This window comes from Leucobacter sp. OH1287 (genome assembly GCF_003859945.1).
Taxonomy (GTDB): Bacteria; Actinomycetota; Actinomycetes; order Actinomycetales; family Microbacteriaceae; genus Canibacter.
The window spans coordinates 28,680-48,494 of the sequence record NZ_RQYM01000005.1 but is presented as its reverse complement, the minus strand read 5'-3'; the positions used below and the strand labels follow the sequence as shown (position 1 = coordinate 48,494).

Genomic DNA, 19,815 nt, shown 5'->3' with positions numbered 1-19,815 from the left:
CAGTTAAGGGTTACGACGATGATAAACAATCGCAGCGTCACAGCACAACGAATCGGCACCGGGGTTTTAGTGCTGGTAACCGTGGCGTATCTGGCGATGTGCGCGCTCCCGGAGCTGCTGGCGCCGCTGGATCCGCTAAAAACCAACACCTCCGCGATTTTGCAGCCGCCGTCAGCCGAGCACATCCTAGGCACCGACCAGAGCGGACGCGACCTCTACACTCGAATTATTCACGGCGCCTTCACAACGCTCGGCGGGGGGATCCTCGCAACCCTGCTCGGGGCAGGCGCGGGCACACTGCTCGGGACCCTCAGCGCTTTCGGTCCACGCTGGGAACGCGCCTTTGCGCTGCGGCTCACCGAGATCGGAATGGCGCTGCCAGACTTCCTGCTCGCGCTGCTGCTGCTGGCGTTTTTGGGACCCGGATTCTGGTCGGTGACAATCGCGGTTGCGGTAGCCGTTGTCCCCGGTTATGCCAGGATCGCGGCGGTGGGCGCCCGCGCCGCGATTATCAGCGACGCCGCACAGACCGCGAAGACCCTCCGCATCTCCCGCCTGCGCCGCGTGTGCAGCTATGTGCTGCCGGCCGCGCTCCGGCCGATTCTCGGGATCGCGGTGCTCGGTGTTGCAACGGCGGTTATGGCGATTGCGGCATTGACCTTCTTAGGGCTCGGTCTGCAGGCACCGGATCCGGACTGGGGCGCGATGCTCAGCCAGGGCAAAACCTATGTGACAAAGGGCTGGTGGGTTGTTGTGTTCCCCGGTATCGCGCTAATCGGCGCGGTGTTTGTGCTAAACATCTGGGGCCGAAAGATACAGAGGCGAACACTCCATGACTAACGATAAAATAGCTGCCTTCGGCACCCCACAGCCGCGCGACCTGCTGCGGATCACCGACTGCTCCGTCTACACACGCGACCGCGCGGGCAGAAAACAGACACGGCTGGTAAAAAACGTCTCCTTCCAGGTTTCGCCGGGCGAGTGTCTCGCGATCGTCGGCAACAGCGGCGCCGGAAAGTCCCTGCTGGTGAAGGCGAGCCTCGGGATTCTACCGACCGAGCTACTGGCGGAGTTCGGCGAGTCATCAAGCATCGCGGGCGAGTTGCTGCCCGGCAGCGCAGCTGGATCGAGCGCCGCGGGAACGACAACGGCAGCAAAAACCACAAAAACGGCAAGGCTTTCTTCCGGCGGGGGTGCCCGACGCAGCGAGCAACAGCAGCGGCGGTGGGCGCGGATCCGCAGAAACCACATCGGCTACATCAACCAGGATGCGCTGAGCGCGATGGATCCGCTGCAGCGGGTTGCGCCGCAGGTTGCTGAGGTGCTGCGCCTACAAAAACTGTCCAGGGCGCAGATCCCGGAACGGGTCAATAACGCGCTAACCGGGGCGCAGCTGGAACCGACCAGGCAGCTGCTCCGCTCCTACCCGCACGAGCTCTCCGGCGGAATGCGTCAGCGTGCACTGATCGCTGGAGCGGCGGCATCCGAACCGGAGCTGCTGGTCGCCGACGAACCAACAACCGCGCTCGACCCCGACACGGGTGAGCGCGTGCTTAACGTGCTGCGCTCCTATGTTGATAGGGGAGCGGGCATGATCCTCATCTCCCACGACCTGAACGCGGTTGCACAGATCGCTGACCGGGTGATTGTGATGAGCGACGGCGAGATCGTTGAGAGCGGCAAAACCGCCGCGGTGCTCGCGGGCCCAACACACCCGGTGACAAGGGCGCTGGTTGACTCACTGCAGCTACTAACCGGTGACGGTGAGGCTAGCGGATCCACCAGCGACCACACAGTACGCAACACCGACTGTGTGCTTAGGGTCACCGACCTCACCGTCGGCTACCGACACAAACCCGTTCTCACCGGGGTTAACTTAAGTCTTCACAGGGGAGAGGTGCTGGGGCTGGTCGGCCCGAGCGGAGCCGGAAAAACAACCCTGACCGCTGCCCTCACCGGCGGCGCCAGGGTGTTTGCTGGGGAGTTTACAGAGGGTCTAAAGTACGGCGTTGTGCCGCAGAACGCGAAGGCGTCAATGCTACAGCGGATGCGGGTGCGCCAGGTGCTACGGGAGGTGCAGCGGGGAGGCCGCGGATCCACCAGCGAGCAGGCGCTGAGCGAGATCGCCGCGAGTGTCGGGCTCGGCCCGGAGGTGCTGCAGCAGCGGATCCGCCAACTCAGCGGAGGGCAGGCGCAGCGCGTTGCAATTGCCCGTGCAATCCTCTCACGGCCGGATGTTTTGATCCTCGATGAACCGGTTGCGGCGCTCGATGCCTCTCTGCGTTGGCAGATTGTGGAACTGCTGCAGCAACTCAAGGCGGAGACCGGCATCCCAATGCTGATCATCTCACACGAGCTGGCGTCACTGAACGCGATCGCTGACCGGGTGCTTAGGGTTGCTGACGGCCGGGTGGGGTATAATACTTAGGACTGTGATCCGGCAATCACCGGGGAGTTTTCGGAAGAACGGCGGCTTATCCGCTCACTAGAACCGAACGTGTTGGCACGTTACAGCCATAATTGAGTGGGCTTTCTGGCTTTTAACCCCGGTTAGAGCAGACAGTCAAGTCGGGTGGTACCGCGGGTTTATTCTCGTCCCGGTGCGGTTTTGTTCAAACTAGCACAAGAGGATTCGATGGCTAACTATCCCAAGCAAACAACCCCCGCGACAGCAGCTGACAGCGTCAACCCTGCAGGTGTAACAAACCAGGCCGACGGCACCAGCCAGGCAGGCGGCACTAGCCAGGTTGTTGCTTCCCCCAGTTTCCCCGAGCTTGAACAGCGGGTGCTTGGTTTCTGGGAGCAAGATAACACCTTCCGCGACTCGATTGCTGCGCGCCAGGACGCTCCCGAGTGGGTGTTTAATGACGGCCCGCCGTTCGCAAACGGTCTGCCGCACTACGGTCACCTGCTAACCGGTTACGCCAAAGATATTTTCCCGCGCTTCCAGACCATGCGCGGCTGCAAGGTGGAGCGCCGCTTCGGCTGGGACACCCACGGCCTGCCCGCTGAGCTGGAGGCGATGAAGCAGCTCGGCATCACCGAGAAGAGTGAAATCCTCGACATGGGCATCGCAACCTTCAACGCGAAAGCTCGCGAGTCTGTTCTGCAGTACACCCGCGAGTGGCAGGACTATGTCACCCGCCAGGCACGCTGGGTCGACTTTGAAAACGACTACAAAACACTCAACGTTGAGTACATGGAGAGCGTTATTTGGGCGTTTGCCGAGCTCTACAAGAAGGGCCTCGCCTATGAGGGGCAGCGGATTCTGCCATACTGCTGGCGTGACCAGACCCCGCTGTCTAACCACGAGCTGCGCATGGATGACGATGTTTACCAGGATCGGCAGGATCCGTCCGTGACGGTGACCTTCCCGATCCACGGCGAAAAAGCCGCTGAGCTTGGCCTCACCGATGTCAGAATGCTCGCCTGGACAACAACCCCGTGGACGCTGCCAACCAACCTCTCGGTTGCTGTTGGCCCTGAGATTGAGTATGTGAAGGTGCCAGCCGGCCCGGCAGGTGGCGCTGATCTGCGGGATCACGGTGTGCAAGACGCCGAGTATCTGCTCGCAGCAGACCGTCTCGCCGCCCACCACCGGGAGCTCGGTTACGAGTCGGCGGAGGACGCGGAGGCGGCTGTTAGCGCGCGCTTTACCGGCAGCCAGCTGGAGCACATCAGCTACCAGCCGCTGTGGGACACCTTCGCGGATGCCGAAACCTACGGCACCGAAAACGCCTGGATTATCACCGTCGCCGACTATGTTTCGACAGCGGACGGCACCGGCATCGTTCACCAGGCACCAGCCTTCGGTGAGGACGACCAGATCGTTAACGCCCGCTACGGCATCCCGGTTGTTATGTCACTCAACGATGCCGCCGAGTTCCTGCCGCTGTTTAACGGCGGCCCGCTCGCCGACATTGTTGGTGTGCATGCCTTTGAGGCAAACCGGACAATCATTAGGCGACTAAAGGCTGACGGCAGACTGGTTCGCGAGGCAAGCTATGTGCACTCCTACCCGCACTGCTGGCGCTGCCGCACACCGCTTATCTACAAGGCTGTTTCCAGCTGGTTTATCCGCGTCACCGAGATCAAAGACGCGCTGCTCGCCGCCAATGAGCAGATCCGCTGGGTGCCGGAGAACGTGAAACACGGCCAGTTCGGTAAGTGGCTGGAGGGTGCGCGTGACTGGTCCATCAGCCGCAACCGGTTCTGGGGCACCCCGATCCCGGTGTGGCTGAGTGACAACCCCGAGTACCCGCGTGTTGATGTGTACGGATCCATCGCCGAAATCGAGCGGGATTTTGGGCGCCTGCCAGTTAACGAGGCCGGTGAGGTAGACCTGCACCGCCCATACATTGACCACCTCACCCGCCCAAACCCGGACGCACCGGAGGGCGCGGCAACTATGCGCCGGATCGAGGACGTGCTCGATGTTTGGTTCGACAGCGGATCCATGCCGTTCGCCCAGGCGCACTACCCGTTCGAGAACCAGGAATGGTTCGAAACCCACCAGCCCGCTGACTTTATTGTTGAGTACATCGGGCAAACCCGCGGCTGGTTCTATGTGCAGCACGTGCTATCAACCGCGCTGTTTGGTCGCCCAGCGTTTAAGAACGTCATCAGCCACGGTATTGTGCTCGGCAGTGACGGCAATAAAATGTCGAAGTCGCTGCGCAACTACCCGGACGTTAACGAGGTCTTTAACCGTGACGGATCCGACGCGATGCGCTGGTTCCTGATGGCGTCGCCGGTTGTGCGGGGCGGTAACCTGATCGTCACCGAGGAGGGGATCCGCGAGGGCGTTAGACAGTTCCTGCTGCCGCTCTGGAACACCTGGTACTTCTTCACCCTCTACGCCAACGCGGACAGTGTTGAACCGGAGTTCAACCCGAACCCGAGCGATCCGCTCGATAAATACATTCTCAGCAAACTGAGTGCGCTGGTGGACGATGTTGCAACCGCGCTCGACGAGCTCGACACAACAACCGCCTCTGCACACCTCAGGGTTTTCGCGGAGGTGCTGACGAACTGGTATGTGCGCCGGTCACGCGACCGCTTCTGGGAGGGAACCGACGGCGAGAACGGCAGGCCAGAAAACAGGCAAGCGTTCGACACCCTCTACACGGTGCTGGAGACACTCTGCCGGGTTGCCGCGCCGCTCGCGCCGCTTGTCACCGAGGATATTTGGCGAGCCCTCACCGGCGGCCGCTCCGTACACCTTACCGACTGGCCAGACAGCAGCGTTTTTGCGCGTGAACCTGAGCTGGAGAACGCAATGGACGAGCTGCGTCAGATCACCTCACAGGCGCTGTCGCTGCGCAAACAGCAGCAGCTGCGTGTGCGTCTGCCGCTCGCTAAACTCACCATTGTAACAGCGCAGCCGGAGCAGCTCAGGCAGTTCGACGACATTCTCCGCGAGGAGCTGAACATTAAACAGGTTGAGTTCAGTCGGCTAACCGAGTCATCTGGCGCTGAATACGGTGTCACCTCAACTCTCACAGTTAACGCGAGGGCCGCGGGTCCACGCCTCGGTAAGGCTGTGCAGCAGGCGATTAAGGCCGCAAAGGCGGGCGACTGGAGCGAAACAAACGGCGAGGTTGTTGCCGGTGGGATCGCGCTGGAACCGCACGAGTACGAGCTCACCCTCGTCGCTGGTGAAGAGACCGCAACCGACTCCGCGCTGGCGCTAACCGCCGGCGGTGGGTTCGTGATCCTCGACACCGCTATCACCCCGGAGCTGAGCGCCGAGGGTATTGCGCGTGACGCGATCCGCGCGGTGCAGGAGGCTCGTAAGGCAGCCGGTTTGCAGGTTAGCGACCGGATCGCGCTGGTGCTGCACGCGCCAGCCGCTGCGGCCGCGGGTGGTGCGGGAGCAGCTGACGGCGGGGTTGAGCTTGCCGCAGCGCTGCGAGAGCACAGTGAGCTGATCGCGGCCGAAACACTCGCAACCAGCATCGAGATAGCCGATTCCGCCGAGGCTGCAGGCCGGCACGGCCTCGCTAACGCCTTTGAAACAACCGTTGAGAAGGCGCTCGGCGCCGCGAAATCACCGCTGCAGATCGCGCTCACCGCCTCAGCAGCAGCCGACGCATAAGCAGGTGCCAGATGGAACCAGAACAGCACGACAGTGAACCGCTAAACACACCGGATCCGTGGGATCAGGCGAACGAGGCAGCCGGTTTTACAACCGAGCACGCGAAAGCGGAGGCAGCGGAGGCGATGCGCCTGCTAAACCCGCTACTCGATGACGAAACAGCCGATGACAGTGAAGAAAACTATGCGCCGTCACGGCTTGCGGCGGCCTACGACGAAATCACCGACTCGCTGATCAGCGCGGAGGGAAACAGCGCCGCCCAGCGGGTCTATCAGGCACTGCTCACCCGCACCGGTGAGGCAAACCCGCGGCCGCGTATCGAACCGGTGAGGCGACTCGCCGAGTACGCGGGCGCGCCACAGCAGCAGTTCCCGGTTATTCAGGTTGCCGGCACCAACGGCAAAACTTCGACGAGCCGGATTATCGCGAGCCTGCTGCGGGAGCACGGCTTAACAGTCGGGCTGATGACGAGCCCGCACCTGACGAGTTTCACGGAGCGCTTCGAGGTTTCGGGGGAGCCGATTAACGGCGTTGAACTGCTGTCGAGCTGGCTCGCGCTGGAGCCGCTGATCCACATTGTTGACGAGGAGCTCGCCGCTAAGGACCAGGGCCCGATAACCTTCTTTGAGGCGCTGGTTGTGCTCGGGCTGTGCGCGTTCGCGGACGCGCCCGTTGATGTTGCTGTGCTAGAGGTGGGGATGGGCGGCACCTGGGACGCAACCAATATTGCGGACGCCGCCGTCGCTGTTTTCACACCTATCGACCTCGACCACACCGCGATTCTCGGATCCACCATCGCAGAGATCGCACAAACCAAGGCGGGCATTATTAAACCCGGCAGCGTTGTTGTTAGCGCGGCGCAGGATCCGGCAGCCGCTGAGGCGATTGCGGCTGCTGCAGAAAACACCGGCTCACCGGCTTATTTTGCGGACCAGCACTTCGCCGTCACAGCTGATCAGGCGGCCGTCGGGGGTCGCCAGTTGACCGTTCGGGGGATTGGCGGCAGTTACGATGACCTGCTGCTGCAGCTGTTTGGCAGCCACCAGGCCGAGAATGCGGCGCTTGCGCTGGCCGCTGTTGAGGCGTTCTTTGGCGCCGAAAAACCGCTCGGTGAGGAAATCGTTGCCGCCGGTATTGCCGCGGCAACCTCGCCGGGCAGGCTGCAGCTGATCGGTCACGAGCCGACGGTTATTGTTGACGCCGGCCACAATCCGCACGGTATCAGGGCGAGCCTTTCCGCGTTCCGGGAGGCGTTCCAGTTTGCCGAGCTCGCGGTTGTCTGCGGTGTGCTCGCGGAGAAGGACGCTGCGGGCGTTCTCGGGCAACTCGCCGCTGTTGCAGACTTCGCGGTTCTCACCCCGATCAACAGTGAACGCTCACTGACAGAGGATGCGCTGTGGGCTTACGCAGATGAGTGTTTCGCGGGTGTCACAAACACGGTCGCCGACTCGGTTGCTGACGCGCTTGCGACGGCTCGGCAGTGGGCGGGGGAGCAAGACGGCCGCGGTGTTTTGGTTATCGGCTCGGTGTTGCTCGCGGGCGAGGCAATCAGTGTCGCAAAAGCAGAGGGGTGGTTTAACTAGTGGCTATTCAGCGGCAAGACGACGACGAGCTGAAGCTCTCTCCCTCCGAGCGGATCGCGTTCAACAGCGCCACCCGCATCTCAGGCGGCAGGGCGGGCCAGGGCGGATCCACCCAGAAGGCTCTCGCTTCGATCACGCTCGGGTTTGAGCTGGTGATCCTCTTCCTTGTCGGGCTGACACTGTTTGGTTTGAATGTTTTTCAGCCGAAGGAGGCGGGCCTAATCGCCGGAGCTGTTCTCTGTTTGCTCTGCGTGCTCGCGCTGGCGTTTATGCGCCGCTCGAACCTCGGAATTGTGATCGGCTGGATTGTGCAGATTCTGCTGTTTGCCTGCGCTATCTGGCTGCCGGGTGTGCTTATCGTCGCGCTAATGTTCGGTGGCCTGTGGGTTTTCTGCCTGTTTAAGGGCGCCCAGATCGACCGCATGAAGGCGCAGTGGGCGGCCGAGCCGCCCACTGAGTAATTGCCGCGCGGCCGAGCCGCCCACTGATTAAGCTACCGCTCTGCTGCGGCTGCATCAGCTGCGCTGTCAGTGCTTACCGCTGTGCTGTGCTCTGCTGTGGCCGCCACGTCGCCGCCCTTTTGCGCGTGACGCTCTGCCCGGCGGTTCGCGCGGCGATCAAGCGCCGTGTTGATTCCCTTAAAGGACACCTGCCACAGCGCCTCCAGCGGTCCTCAGCCAAAGAACCTGAGGCACAGCCACGCGAAGCCAAACAGTATCAGGCTGAGCAGCGCCCAGACAATCACCGTCACCCAGTTAAGGTTCTCCTCTGACAGCCTGCGCGACAGTCCGAAGCCCCAGTCATAGAACACAATCGAGGCGAGCAGGTTCTGCAGCACATAGCAGCTGAGAGCGGTCCTGCCGATGACGGTGAAGAACGTACCGACCGGCCCGGTACGGTTCCGGTTTGCGTACCAGGTTGCAACGAGCGCGAGCACACCGAACGACACCATCGTGGAGGTGACATAGCGTGTCACCGAACCAAACGCCTCCGGGCCAAACGGTCTCAGACCCCAGTCGATGGGGAGCCCGATACCGAATTACAGCAGCATGGTGATGCGGCGGATCCGCTTACCCTCTGGCGCGAAAATACCGGCGCGATACAGTCTCGCACCCACCAGGAACAGCCCGAGCCCCATCAGGAACATAATCGGGATTTCCATCCGACCGTTAAAGAAGTTGGTGAAACGGTAAACGACGCCAGCCCAGTAGCTGTCGATTGGCGGTTCCTCGTAGTCTTCAGATTGCTGCTCATAGATGCTTTCCTCGCCAGAGCTGAGCAGTGTGACGACAATCCCTGCTGCGACGTGCACAAGCAGGTGCACGGAGACACAAACCCACATCCAAATCTTTTGCGCCTTTTCACCCCTCGCGAGCACAGCCGCGACCACCAGGGCAGTTAGACCGTAGCCCATCAGCACATCAAACTCGAAGATGAAGAAGTAGTTGAGCAGTCCGTCAAGGATTAACAGCGCCGCACGCCACGGGTATCTGCCTGGCCATTTTTGGCCGCGGCGGATCGCGCTCTGACGCTGGATCTCAAGGCCGATGCCGAACATAATCGTCAAAAGCCCGATCCATTTACCGTCTGTGACCAGGTTGGTCAGCTGCTGAAACAGGCTCGGATTCATCTCACCGTCTACGGCGACACTGCTGTCCTGGCCAGCAAGCGCGAAGATCCAAATGTTGGTTGCGAGTGTTCCAATAATCGCGATGCCTCGCAGAACATCGAGTGCGACAACGCGGGGGGAGCCGACTGGTTTCTGGTTCCTGATTGTGGTTGTCATAGTCATCAACTATAGAGATTTTGGCGGCGTCGGGTAATCGAACCAGAGTATGATTTTGCATCGATTTTGTAGTGCTGCGGGGCTACCTGCACACTCAGCAAACTCCGCTATTCTTGAATCACTACAGAATTATCCCTTGAACTTTATTTACAACCACGGAGGTGCTCTTGAGCGAGGCAACACTTGTGCTGCTGAAACCCGATGCTGTGCGACGTCAGTTAACCGGTGAGATTCTCAGGCGGATCGAACAGAAGGGCTATGTTATCGAGGATCTGCGGCTTTTCACCCCGGATCGCGAGCTGCTGGAGGCACACTATGAGGAGCACGCCGGTAAGCCATTCTATGAGCCGCTGCTCGAGTTTATGGGCTCCGGGCCGGTTGTTGCTGTGCGTGTTGCCGGTGACCAGGTGATTGCCGGGTTCCGTGTGCTCGCTGGCACAACGGATCCAACAACCGCCGCGCCTGGCACTATTCGCGGTGACCTGGGTCGCGACTGGGGTCTGAAGGTGCAGCAGAATCTGGTGCACGGCAGTGACAGCCCCGAGTCGGCGGCGCGTGAGCTCGCTCTCTGGTTCGGTAACTAAAACACTTTAGCGGTTAGCTAGCGGTTAACTATGGAGCTTACGCGGCAGATTAAACCCTTTGAGGTGATCAGCGAGTATCAGCCGAGCGGTGATCAGCCGCACGCGATCGCTGAGCTCGCCGCAAGGCTAAACGCTGGTGAAACCGATGTTGTGCTGCTCGGCGCAACCGGCACCGGTAAATCGGCGACAACCGCCTGGCTGATTGAGCAGGTGCAGCGCCCAACACTGGTTTTGGCGCACAATAAAACCCTCGCCGCGCAGCTCGCTAACGAGTTTCGGCAGCTGCTGCCAAACAACGCCGTCGAGTATTTCGTCTCCTACTACGACTACTATCAGCCCGAGGCGTATGTGCCGCAGACCGACACCTTCATTGAGAAGGACTCCAGCATTAACGCGGAGGTTGAACGGCTGCGGCACTCAACAACGAACGCGCTTTTAAGCAGGCGCGACGTTGTGGTTGTGTCAACCGTCTCCTGTATCTACGGTCTCGGTAAACCGGAAGAGTACTACGAGGCGATGTTGCCGCTCGCGGTCGGTGACGAGCTTGACCGGGATGTGCTGCTGCGGAAACTCGTTGATATGCAGTATCAGCGAAACGACATCGAGTTTGTCCGCGGTAACTTTCGGGTGCGCGGCGACACGGTTGAAATCATCCCGATGTATGAGGAGCTCGCGATCAGGATCGAGTTCTTCGGCGACGAGATTGAGGCGCTCAGCTATCTCCACCCGGTCACCGGTGAGGTGATCAGAAACGTTGACACGGTCGCGGTGTTTCCCGGATCCCACTATGTTGCAAGCACCGAGGTTATGCAGCGGGCGATTTCGAAGATCCGCGAGGAACTGGAGGAGCGTTGCCGGGAGCTGAAACAGCAAAACAAGCTGGTTGAGGAGCAGCGCCTGCGGATGCGCACAACCTTCGACCTGGAGATGATGGAGCAGATCGGTTTCTGCTCCGGCATTGAGAACTACTCACGTCACATGGACGGCAGAGAGGCGGGGGAAGCACCGCACTGTCTGCTCGACTATTTCCCGGACGATTTTTTGACGGTTATCGACGAGTCACACGTTACGGTACCGCAGATCGGCGCGATGTACGAGGGCGACGCCTCCCGGAAACGCACCCTCGTTGAGCACGGTTTCAGGCTGCCGAGCGCAATGGACAACCGGCCGCTGAAGTTTGCCGAGTTTCAGGAGCGGGTCGGACAGATTGTCTACCTGAGCGCAACCCCGGCGAGCTACGAACTAGAGCGAGCCGACGGCGTGGTTGAGCAGATTATTAGGCCGACCGGGCTTGTTGACCCGGAGGTTATCGTAAAACCGTCAACCGGTCAGATCGACGACCTGCTTGAACAGATTAGGCAGCGGGTGGATCGCGATGAGCGCGTGCTCGTCACAACCCTCACCAAGAAAATGGCTGAGCAGCTGACCGCCTTCCTGGAGGAGTCGGGTGTGAAGGTGCGCTACCTGCACTCGGACATTGACACGCTGCAGCGGGTTGAGCTCTTAACTGAGCTGCGCGCGGGTGTTTTTGATGTGCTGGTCGGTATTAACCTGCTGCGCGAGGGCCTCGATCTGCCGGAGGTTTCACTCGTTGCGATCCTCGACGCAGATAAAGAGGGCTTCCTGCGCTCAGCAACCTCGCTGATTCAGACAATTGGGCGTGCGGCCCGTAACGTCTCCGGTGAGGTGCACATGTACGCGGATCGCGTCACCAAGGCAATGCAGCAGGCAATCGATGAGACCGCGAGGCGCAGGCAGCTTCAGCTCGCCTACAACCGTGAACACGGGATTGATCCGCAGCCGCTGCGCAAGAAAATTGCGGATATCACCGAGCTGCTCGCGAGGGAGGCGGCAGACACCTCGGGCATCGGCAAGGGGAAGTCCGCGAAGCGGGCGAGCAAGGGATCCGCCGCGGCAAACGCGGTTGCGGGCTCAGGCGCCGAACAGCTTGAGGAACTGATCGCGGAGCTGACCGAGCAGATGCTGGCCGCCAGCTCCGATCTGAAGTTTGAGCTCGCAGCGCGTCTGCGGGACGAGGTTGCGGAGCTGAAACAGCAGCTGCGGCAGATGCGGCAGGCAGGACACCTGTAATTTTCTGTGGCCTGCAGGCGCCGCCAGAGGCTACAGTCTGTGACCTCCTGCCGCTACCAGGCGCACCGCCACATGTTGCTACTAACCGTCGCTTGCGACCGCCAAAACCGCCCCACAAGAAAATCGAATAATTCTTCGATTTTTGGCGTGTTGTGAGCTGCCATCGGGTTAGACTTGTTGTGTGAATAAAACAGACAGCGTCATCAGATCCTCAAGCGCACACGCCGAGATTCGGGTGCGGGGTGCCCGCGTCCACAATCTAAAAGACGTCGATCTTGAGATCCCGCGTGACAGTCTGGTTGTGTTTACCGGCCTCAGCGGGTCCGGTAAATCCAGTCTCGCGTTTGACACCATCTTCGCCGAGGGGCAGCGCCGCTATGTTGAGTCGCTGAGCGCCTACGCGAGGCAGTTCCTCGGGCAGGTTGATCGCCCGGACGTTGACTTTATTGAGGGCCTGAGCCCCGCGGTTTCTATCGACCAGAAGTCAACCAACCGCAACCCGCGCTCAACCGTTGGCACCATCACCGAGATCTTCGACTACATGCGTCTTTTGTGGGCGCGCGTTGGCATCCCGCACTGCCCAACCTGCGGTGAGGTGATCCAGGCGCAGTCAGCGCAGCAGATCGCAGACAGTGTCACCGCGCTGCCAGAAAAGACCCGGTTTATGATCCTCGCGCCCCTGGTTGTGAAAAAGAAGGGCGAGTTTGTTGAGCTGTTTGCGGAGCTTGCGGCGGCCGGCTACAGCCGCGCGGTTGTTGACGGTGAACTGGTGCAGCTGCACAACCCGCCAAAGCTGAAGAAACAAGAGTGGCACTACATATCCGTGGTTGTTGACCGGCTCACTGCCAAACCAGAGAATATTTCGCGCGTCACCGACTCGGTTGAGACGGCGCTGAAGCTGAGCGGCGGCACCGTCGAGATCGAGCTGGTGGATCTAGCAGCAGACCACCCGAGCCGCACGGTACGCTACAGCGAAAACCGCAGCTGCCCCAACCAACACCCGGTTGAGCTCACCGAGATTGAGCCGCGCACCTTCTCCTTTAACGCACCCTTCGGTGCTTGCGGTGCCTGCGGCGGCCTCGGCGTTTCAATGAGCGTTGATGAGGATTTAATTGTCGGGGATCCGCTGCTCTCGATTAACGAGGGCGTTCTGATCCCGTGGTCCACCCAGGGCAAAGGGCTATACAAGTACTACAATCAGCTGCTGCGCGGGCTCGCAAAGGATCACGGTTTCTCCCTCGACACCCCGTGGCAGAAACTGCCCGAGAGTGTCCGCGAGATCATCCTCTACGGTCAGGACTACAAGGTTGATGTCAGTTTCCGCAACCGTTTCGGCCGCACAATCGAGTACACCTCCGGTTTTGAGGGCGTTGTTGCAAACGTTGAACGGCAGTATCGCGAGGCCGAGGGGGACTGGAAAAAAGAACGCTACAGCCAGTTTTTGCGGGAGATCCCGTGCCACGCCTGCGGCGGCGCACGACTAAAGCCCGAGGTTTTGGCTGTCACCGTTGAAGGGCTGTCAATCGCGGATGTCACCGAGCACAGCCTGCTCGACGCACAGGACTTCTTTAATCGACTGGTGCTCGGGGAGCGGCAGGCAGAGATCGCCGCGCAGGTGCTGAGGGAGATTCGCCTGCGCTTCGACTTCCTCATCCAGGTCGGCCTCGGTTATCTCACGCTCGGCCGCTCGGCGGGCACCCTGTCTGGCGGTGAGGCACAGCGGATCCGCCTGGCAACCCAGATCGGTTCGGGTCTCACCGGTGTTCTCTATGTGCTCGATGAGCCGTCAATCGGTCTGCACCAGCGAGACAACCGCCGCCTGATTGAGACACTGATTCGTCTGCGAAACCTCGGCAACACCCTGATCGTTGTGGAGCACGACGAAGAAACCATCGCCGCCGCCGACTGGATCGTTGATATCGGCCCGGGGGCGGGTGTTGAGGGCGGCGAGGTGATCCACTCCGGTGAACCGCTCAGCCTACACAAAAACCAGCGATCAATCACCGGTAAATACTTAAGCGGTGAGATGGCGATTGAGACCCCGGCGAAGCGACGCAAGGTTGATAAGAAGCGACAGCTGCACGTGGTTGGCGCGAAGGCGAACAACCTCAAAAACGTTGACGTGAAGTTCCCGCTCGGTGTGCTCACCGCGGTTACCGGCGTTAGCGGATCCGGCAAGTCCACCCTCGTTAACGACATCCTCTACCGGGTGCTCGCCAACAAACTCAACGGCGCCCGCCAGGTTGCCGGTAAACACACCCGAGTGACAGGGCTTGAACACCTCGACAAGGTTGTGCACGTTGACCAGGCGCCGATCGGGCGCACCCCGCGCTCAAACCCCGCAACCTACACGGGCGTGTTTGACAAGATTAGAACGCTGTTCGCCGAAACAAGCGACGCAAAGGCGAAGGGATACCTTCCCGGCCGCTTCAGCTTCAACGTTAAGGGCGGGCGCTGCGAGGCGTGCGCGGGTGACGGCACAATCAAAATCGAGATGAACTTCCTGCCGGATGTTTACGTCGACTGTGAGGTGTGCGCGGGTAAACGCTACAACCGTGAAACCCTGCTGATCAAATACAAGGGCAAAAACATCTCCGAGGTTTTGGAGATGTCAATCGCCGAGGCGGCAGAGTTCTTTAGCGCGATCAGCAGCATCCACCGCTACCTGAAAACCCTCGTCGATGTTGGGCTCGGCTATGTCAAACTCGGGCAGAGCGCAACAACCCTCTCCGGCGGTGAGGCACAGCGTGTAAAACTCGCAACCGAGCTGCAAAAACGCTCCAACGGCCGTACCGTCTACGTGCTCGACGAACCAACCACCGGCCTGCACTTTGAGGACGTGCGTAAACTGCTGCTCGTGCTCAACGAGCTCGTTGAGAAGGGCAACACGGTTATCACAATTGAGCACAACCTCGACGTGATCCGCTCAGCAGACTGGGTTATCGACCTTGGTCCCGAGGGCGGATCCGGCGGCGGCACCGTCATCACCTGCGGAACCCCTGAGGCGGTGTCCAAGGTTGAGGAGAGCCACACCGGTAGATTCCTGGCAGAGGTGCTCGCGCAGCACCCCGCCAAATAGGTTTGGCTGCGATGGCAATGAGCACGGTTAACGCTGATGACAATCGCGCAGCGTTTAAACCCGCAAAAGGTGAGATTCCGACCAGCCCCGGCGTCTACCGTTTCAGCGATAGACACGGCAGAGTGCTCTACATCGGCAAAGCGAAAAACCTAAGAAACCGGGTCAGCAACTATTTTCAGCCGTTCGAGAGACTGCAGCCGCGCACCCAGCAGATGCTGCGTTTAGCGGCCGCCATCGACTGGACTGTTGTTAGCACCGACACCGAGTCGCTGCTGCTCGAACACACCTGGATAACCCGCTACAAACCACCCTACAATGTGGTGTTCAAGGACGATAAAAGCTATCCTTACCTCGCTGTCACCCTCGCGAGTGAAGCGCCGAGGCTGATAGTCACGCGGAATGAGAAGATCCGCGGTGCCAAATATCTTGGGCCCTACCCAAAAGTCAGAATGCTAAAACAAACCCTGCAGCTGCTACAGCAGGTGTTCCCGATCCGTACCTGCAACGATGCAGACTACAAACGCGCGATTGAGAGCAAAAAACCGTGCCTGTCCGGGCAGATTGGACGCTGTAACGGCCCCTGCTCACAGCGGGTAACGGTTGCTGAACACCGTGACATGGTTCAACAGCTGTTGCAGTTCCTCAACTCACCAAACCCCGGGCTCGCAAAGAAATTTCGGCGCGAAATGCTCGCCGCCGCAGAAGCACACGACTTTGAGCGAGCGGCTATCTACCGTGACCGGTTGCAGGCGCTACAGCAGCTAATGGAGGAGAACTCGGTTGTGCTCTCGCTCGACACCAACGCCGACCTGTTTGGACTCTACGGCGACGAATTTGCTGCGGCGGTGCACCAGTTTATTGTCCGCGGGGGCAGGATCCTCGGGGAGCGCAGCTGGGTTGTCGACCTCGACGCTGCCGACAGTCAAGAATCCCTGATGAGCGCGGTTCTGCAGACCGCCTACACGGACCGAGAGCCACCCAAGAAAATCTATGTCTCACTGCCGCCCGCAGACGGTGAGGCGGTGCAGCAGCTGCTCGCAGACAAGCGTCCACGCGGCGGCAAAGTCAGTATCAAACAGCCAGCGCGCGGCGACAAGCTGCGGCTGCTCAACGCCGCGGTTAAAAACGCGGGGGAGAACCTGACAAGGCACCGGCTGAAACGCACCAACGACCTCACCAGTCGCACCGACGCCCTGGCGGAACTGCAGGCGGCGATCGGTATGGAGGTGCCGCCGCTGCGCATCGAGTGTATCGATGTCAGTCACTTGCAGGGCACAAACGTTGTCGCCTCACTGGTTGTTTTCGAGGACGGCCTGCCAGCTAAGGGCGCCTACCGCAAGTATAAAATCGCCTCCACAACCGACGACACCGACAGCATCTACCAGGTTGTAAAACGCCGCGCCGCACAGATCCTCGCAGCGCAGGACGAGCTTGCACTAAAAGAGCTCGGCAGATACCGTGACCGGCCACAACTGCTCATTGTTGACGGCGGTAAACCGCAGGTTGCGGCCGCTGCGAGAGCGCTTAGCGAGGCCGGAATAACCGATATTGCGCTGTGCGGAATCGCAAAACGGCTAGAGGAACTGTGGCTGCCAGACGACGAGTTCCCGGTGATCCTGCCGCGCAACTCGGAGGCACTGTATATAGTGCAGCGGGCGAGGGATGAGGCACACCGCTTCGCCATCACCTTCCAGCGGCAGCAGCGCAGCAAGGGGATCCGCACAAGACTCGATGATGTCCCGGGGCTTGGCCAGACGAGGATCAACGCACTGCTGAAACACTTCGGCTCTGTTAAGCGCCTGGCGGCGGCGAGCGAGGAGGAGATCGCCGCGGTTCCCGGGATCGGCACAGTGACCGCAGCGGCAATCGCGAAGGCGCTGCGGTAGACTGGTAGGTAAACCTAGCTGAGAGAGACAAAATGGCAGAGGCAAACTCCCAACAGCAAGAAATCCTGATCGTAACCGGCATGAGCGGTGCCGGCAGAAGCACTGTTGCCAACACGCTAGAGGATCTTGGCTGGTATGTTGTCGACAATCTCCCGCTGCGGATGCTCACAACCCTCGCCGACATGGCCGATCGCACCGACGGCGCACTGCCACAGATCGCCGCCGTTGTTGATGTGCGAGGCCGAGACCTGCTCGACCATGTGCGTGAAACACTCGCCGAGCTGACAAGCAAAGCGAGGGTGCGGATCATCTTCCTCGACGCAACCGATGACGTGCTGGTGCGACGCTACGAGGCCGTTAGGCGACCACACCCGCTGATGGGGGACGGTAGCCTGCTCAACGGTATCCAACTGGAGAGGCAGCGCCTAATGGAACTGCGGGCGATCAGCGACTTCGTGGTAGATACCTCAAGGTTCAACGTCCACCAGCTCGCGATGCACGTCAGGGAACTGTTCCTGGCCGAGGATGCCCCAAGACTGCAGCTGGTTGTGCAAAGCTTCGGTTTCAAATACGGCACTCCAAACGACGCAGACATGATCGCGGATATGCGCTTTTTACCAAACCCGTTCTGGGAGGCAGAACTCAGAAACCACACCGGTGTTGAAGCGGTTGTTAGCGACTTTGTGCTGAGCCGCCAGGGTGCAGCGGAGTTCATCGACAACTACACACAGGCGCTCGAACAGGTGCTCGCCGGTTATCAGAGGGAAAACAAGCGCCACGCAACCCTCGCAATCGGGTGCACCGGTGGGAAACACCGCTCGGTTGCGGTCGCTCGTGAACTCGCTGACCGGCTCTCAAAATTACCCGGCGTGCAGGTTAATCTAAAGCACCGCGACCTGGGACGAGAATAATTTTGTAGTTTTGTTAAAACAGCACCTGTTTACCCACTAAACTAGGTGACTGCACATAGTGTTTTTGCTCGAAAGGAATCCATCACGTGTCACCTGCGCCAGTAGCAGCAACAACCGCTCAAGTTAAAAAAGAACTTGTAAAGTTTGAGGCAAATACATACGGCGTTCGTAACGCAGAGCTTGCGGCAACGCTGCGCCTTGCTGGTGGTCTCCACACAATCAACAACCGCATCGCGCTTGAGGCTGAACTGCACACCCCGCACATTGTGCAGCGGGTGCGCAAAAACCTCGTCGAACTCTACGCGGTAATGAGCGAGGCAAAACAGCTGCCACCTGGCAAACCCGGTGACCCGATCTTCCTGGTGCGGGTAAAAGACGGCGAAACAATCGCCCGCCAAATCGGTCTGCTCGATGCCAGACGACGCGCCATCCGCGGTCTCCCGAACCGCCTCACAACCGGCTCACCTGACGAGCTCGCAGCGATCTGGCGAGGCGCGTTCCTCGCACGCGGTGTGCTAACCGCGCCGGGCCGCTCCGCGAGCCTGGAGATCACCTGCCCAACAACCGAGGTTGCGATGGCGCTGGTTGGTGCAGCAGCCCGGATCGGAGTGCCGGCAAAAAACCGTGAAATCCGTGGTCAGGTAAAGGTGCTAATCCGAGACAACGACGCGATTGCGGACATGCTCGGCAAAATGGGAGCGGTTAAACAACAGGAGGAGTGGATGCAGCAGCGCACAGAACGCGAATCAAAGAACACCGCAAACCGTCTCGTCAACTTTGACGACGCGAACCTGCGTCGGTCCGCACAGGCGTCTGTTGCCGCATGTGCACGCACTGAGCGCGCCCTTGAAATCCTCGGCGATTCGGTGCAGCCACACCTGCGAGATGCGGGACTTTTGCGCCTCAAATATCGTGAGGCGAGCCTCGACGAACTCGGTGCGAAAGCGGATCCACCGCTAACAAAAGACGCAATTGCGGGGCGGATCCGTCGCCTGCTAACCAACGCAGACAAGCGTGCCAGCGAGCTGGGGATCCCCGGCACCGAGGCAAACCTCCCAGCAGATCTTGACTAACAGCCACTAAGCTTTTCACTATCCACTGTTTTTTATCCCCGAACCAGTCTTCCAAAAAGGAGGAGACACAATGTCTGTTTACACACTTCCTGAGCTGCCATACGACTACGCGGCGCTGGAGCCACACATCAGCGCCAAGATTATGGAGCTGCACCACGACCGTCACCACCAGGCATATGTAACCGGCGCAAACACCGCGCTAGAGCAGCTCGCTGAGGCCCGTGAAAACAACGCGTACGGCAACATCAGCAAGCTGGAGAAGGATCTCGCCTTCAACCTTGGTGGGCACGTCAACCACAGCATCTTCTGGCAGAACCTGTCACCAAACGGCGGCGACAAACCAACCGGTGAACTCGACAGCGCAATCGACGAGTTCTTCGGATCATTCGATGGATTCCGGGCGCACTTCAACAACACCGCGCTCACCATCCAGGGCTCCGGCTGGTCCGTGCTCGGCTGGGACTCACTCGGCCAGCGCCTCAACATTGTGCAGTTCTACGATCAGCAGGCAAACCTGCCAGCTGGCACCGTGCCACTGCTGATGCTAGACATGTGGGAGCACGCTTTCTACCTTGACTATGTAAACGTGAAGGGTGACTATGTTAACGCCTTCTGGAACATCGTCAACTGGGAGGATGTTGCAGCGAGATTTGAGCGCGCAGCAGCACAGACCAAAGACCTGATCTAGGTTTCTAATCGCACCGCGATTAGTCAGCTGTTTAGCA

General features: G+C 60.0%; 15 protein-coding genes. 12 read left to right on the top strand and 3 right to left on the bottom strand.

The window, feature by feature from the left end; all coding sequences use genetic code 11:
* The first annotated feature begins 18 nt into the window (after positions 1–18).
* From EII30_RS03870 to EII30_RS03850, 5 genes are all read left to right on the top strand, one after another.
* Positions 19–840, top strand: coding sequence for an ABC transporter permease (locus EII30_RS03870; RefSeq protein WP_124886018.1), 822 nt, complete (start codon positions 19–21; stop codon positions 838–840).
* On the top strand, positions 833–2,428 hold the full coding sequence (locus tag EII30_RS03865) for an ABC transporter ATP-binding protein (protein ID WP_124886017.1): 1,596 nt from the start codon (positions 833–835) through the stop codon (positions 2,426–2,428). Before EII30_RS03870 ends, EII30_RS03865 begins: the two co-directional genes overlap by 8 nt.
* Positions 2,429–2,635: 207 nt before the next feature.
* Positions 2,636–6,097, top strand: a complete 3,462-nt coding sequence (ileS, locus tag EII30_RS03860) for an isoleucine--tRNA ligase (protein WP_124886016.1) — start codon at positions 2,636–2,638, stop codon at positions 6,095–6,097.
* 11 nt (positions 6,098–6,108) lie between these two features.
* A complete protein-coding gene (locus EII30_RS03855) occupies positions 6,109–7,680 on the top strand; it encodes a folylpolyglutamate synthase/dihydrofolate synthase family protein (RefSeq protein WP_233569270.1) in 1,572 nt (523 codons plus the stop codon).
* Positions 7,680–8,141, top strand: coding sequence for a DUF4233 domain-containing protein (locus tag EII30_RS03850; RefSeq protein ID WP_124886015.1), 462 nt, complete (start codon positions 7,680–7,682; stop codon positions 8,139–8,141). The genes EII30_RS03855 and EII30_RS03850 overlap by 1 nt, the downstream gene beginning before the upstream one ends.
* Positions 8,142–8,173: 32 nt before the next feature.
* Here the strand turns inward: EII30_RS03850 and EII30_RS08875 are convergent, their stop codons facing one another.
* Genes EII30_RS08875 through EII30_RS03840 form a run of 3 tightly spaced genes read right to left on the bottom strand, consistent with a single transcriptional unit; the run spans position 8,174 to position 9,466 of the window.
* Positions 8,174–8,329 (bottom strand): hypothetical protein, encoded by a 156-nt coding sequence (locus EII30_RS08875; RefSeq protein WP_158608650.1) that lies wholly within the window; start codon positions 8,327–8,329, stop codon positions 8,174–8,176.
* Positions 8,330–8,353: 24 nt separating this feature from the next.
* On the bottom strand, positions 8,354–8,689 hold the full coding sequence (locus EII30_RS03845; RefSeq protein ID WP_255409813.1) for a DUF418 domain-containing protein: 336 nt from the start codon (positions 8,687–8,689) through the stop codon (positions 8,354–8,356).
* Between the two features lie 30 nt (positions 8,690–8,719).
* Positions 8,720–9,466, bottom strand: a complete 747-nt coding sequence (locus tag EII30_RS03840; protein WP_124886013.1) for a DUF418 domain-containing protein — start codon at positions 9,464–9,466, stop codon at positions 8,720–8,722.
* Positions 9,467–9,627: 161 nt separating this feature from the next.
* Here EII30_RS03840 and ndk point away from each other — a divergent pair, with 161 nt between their 5' ends.
* From ndk to EII30_RS03805, 7 genes are all read left to right on the top strand, one after another.
* Positions 9,628–10,050, top strand: coding sequence for a nucleoside-diphosphate kinase (gene ndk / locus EII30_RS03835; protein WP_124886012.1), 423 nt, complete (start codon positions 9,628–9,630; stop codon positions 10,048–10,050).
* A 30-nt stretch (positions 10,051–10,080) separates the two neighbouring features.
* The gene (gene uvrB, locus EII30_RS03830; RefSeq protein WP_124886011.1) at positions 10,081–12,141 is read left to right on the top strand and encodes an excinuclease ABC subunit UvrB; all 2,061 of its coding nucleotides are present in this window, start codon (positions 10,081–10,083) and stop codon (positions 12,139–12,141) included.
* Positions 12,142–12,322: 181 nt separating this feature from the next.
* Positions 12,323–15,220, top strand: a complete 2,898-nt coding sequence (gene uvrA / locus EII30_RS03825) for an excinuclease ABC subunit UvrA (RefSeq protein ID WP_233569269.1) — start codon at positions 12,323–12,325, stop codon at positions 15,218–15,220.
* 11 nt (positions 15,221–15,231) lie between these two features.
* Positions 15,232–17,106 (top strand): excinuclease ABC subunit UvrC, encoded by a 1,875-nt coding sequence (gene uvrC, locus EII30_RS03820; RefSeq protein WP_233569268.1) that lies wholly within the window; start codon positions 15,232–15,234, stop codon positions 17,104–17,106.
* Positions 17,107–17,138: 32 nt separating this feature from the next.
* Positions 17,139–18,017, top strand: a complete 879-nt coding sequence (gene rapZ / locus EII30_RS03815) for an RNase adapter RapZ (RefSeq protein WP_124886010.1) — start codon at positions 17,139–17,141, stop codon at positions 18,015–18,017.
* 86 nt (positions 18,018–18,103) lie between these two features.
* Positions 18,104–19,090 carry a DNA-binding protein WhiA gene (gene whiA / locus EII30_RS03810; RefSeq protein WP_124886009.1) on the top strand — a complete coding sequence of 329 codons (987 nt, stop codon included), beginning with the start codon at positions 18,104–18,106 and terminating at the stop codon, positions 19,088–19,090.
* 70 nt (positions 19,091–19,160) lie between these two features.
* Positions 19,161–19,778: a superoxide dismutase gene (locus EII30_RS03805; RefSeq protein ID WP_124886008.1), complete on the top strand. Its 618-nt coding sequence runs from the start codon at positions 19,161–19,163 to the stop codon at positions 19,776–19,778.
* The last annotated feature ends 37 nt before the right edge of the window (positions 19,779–19,815 follow it).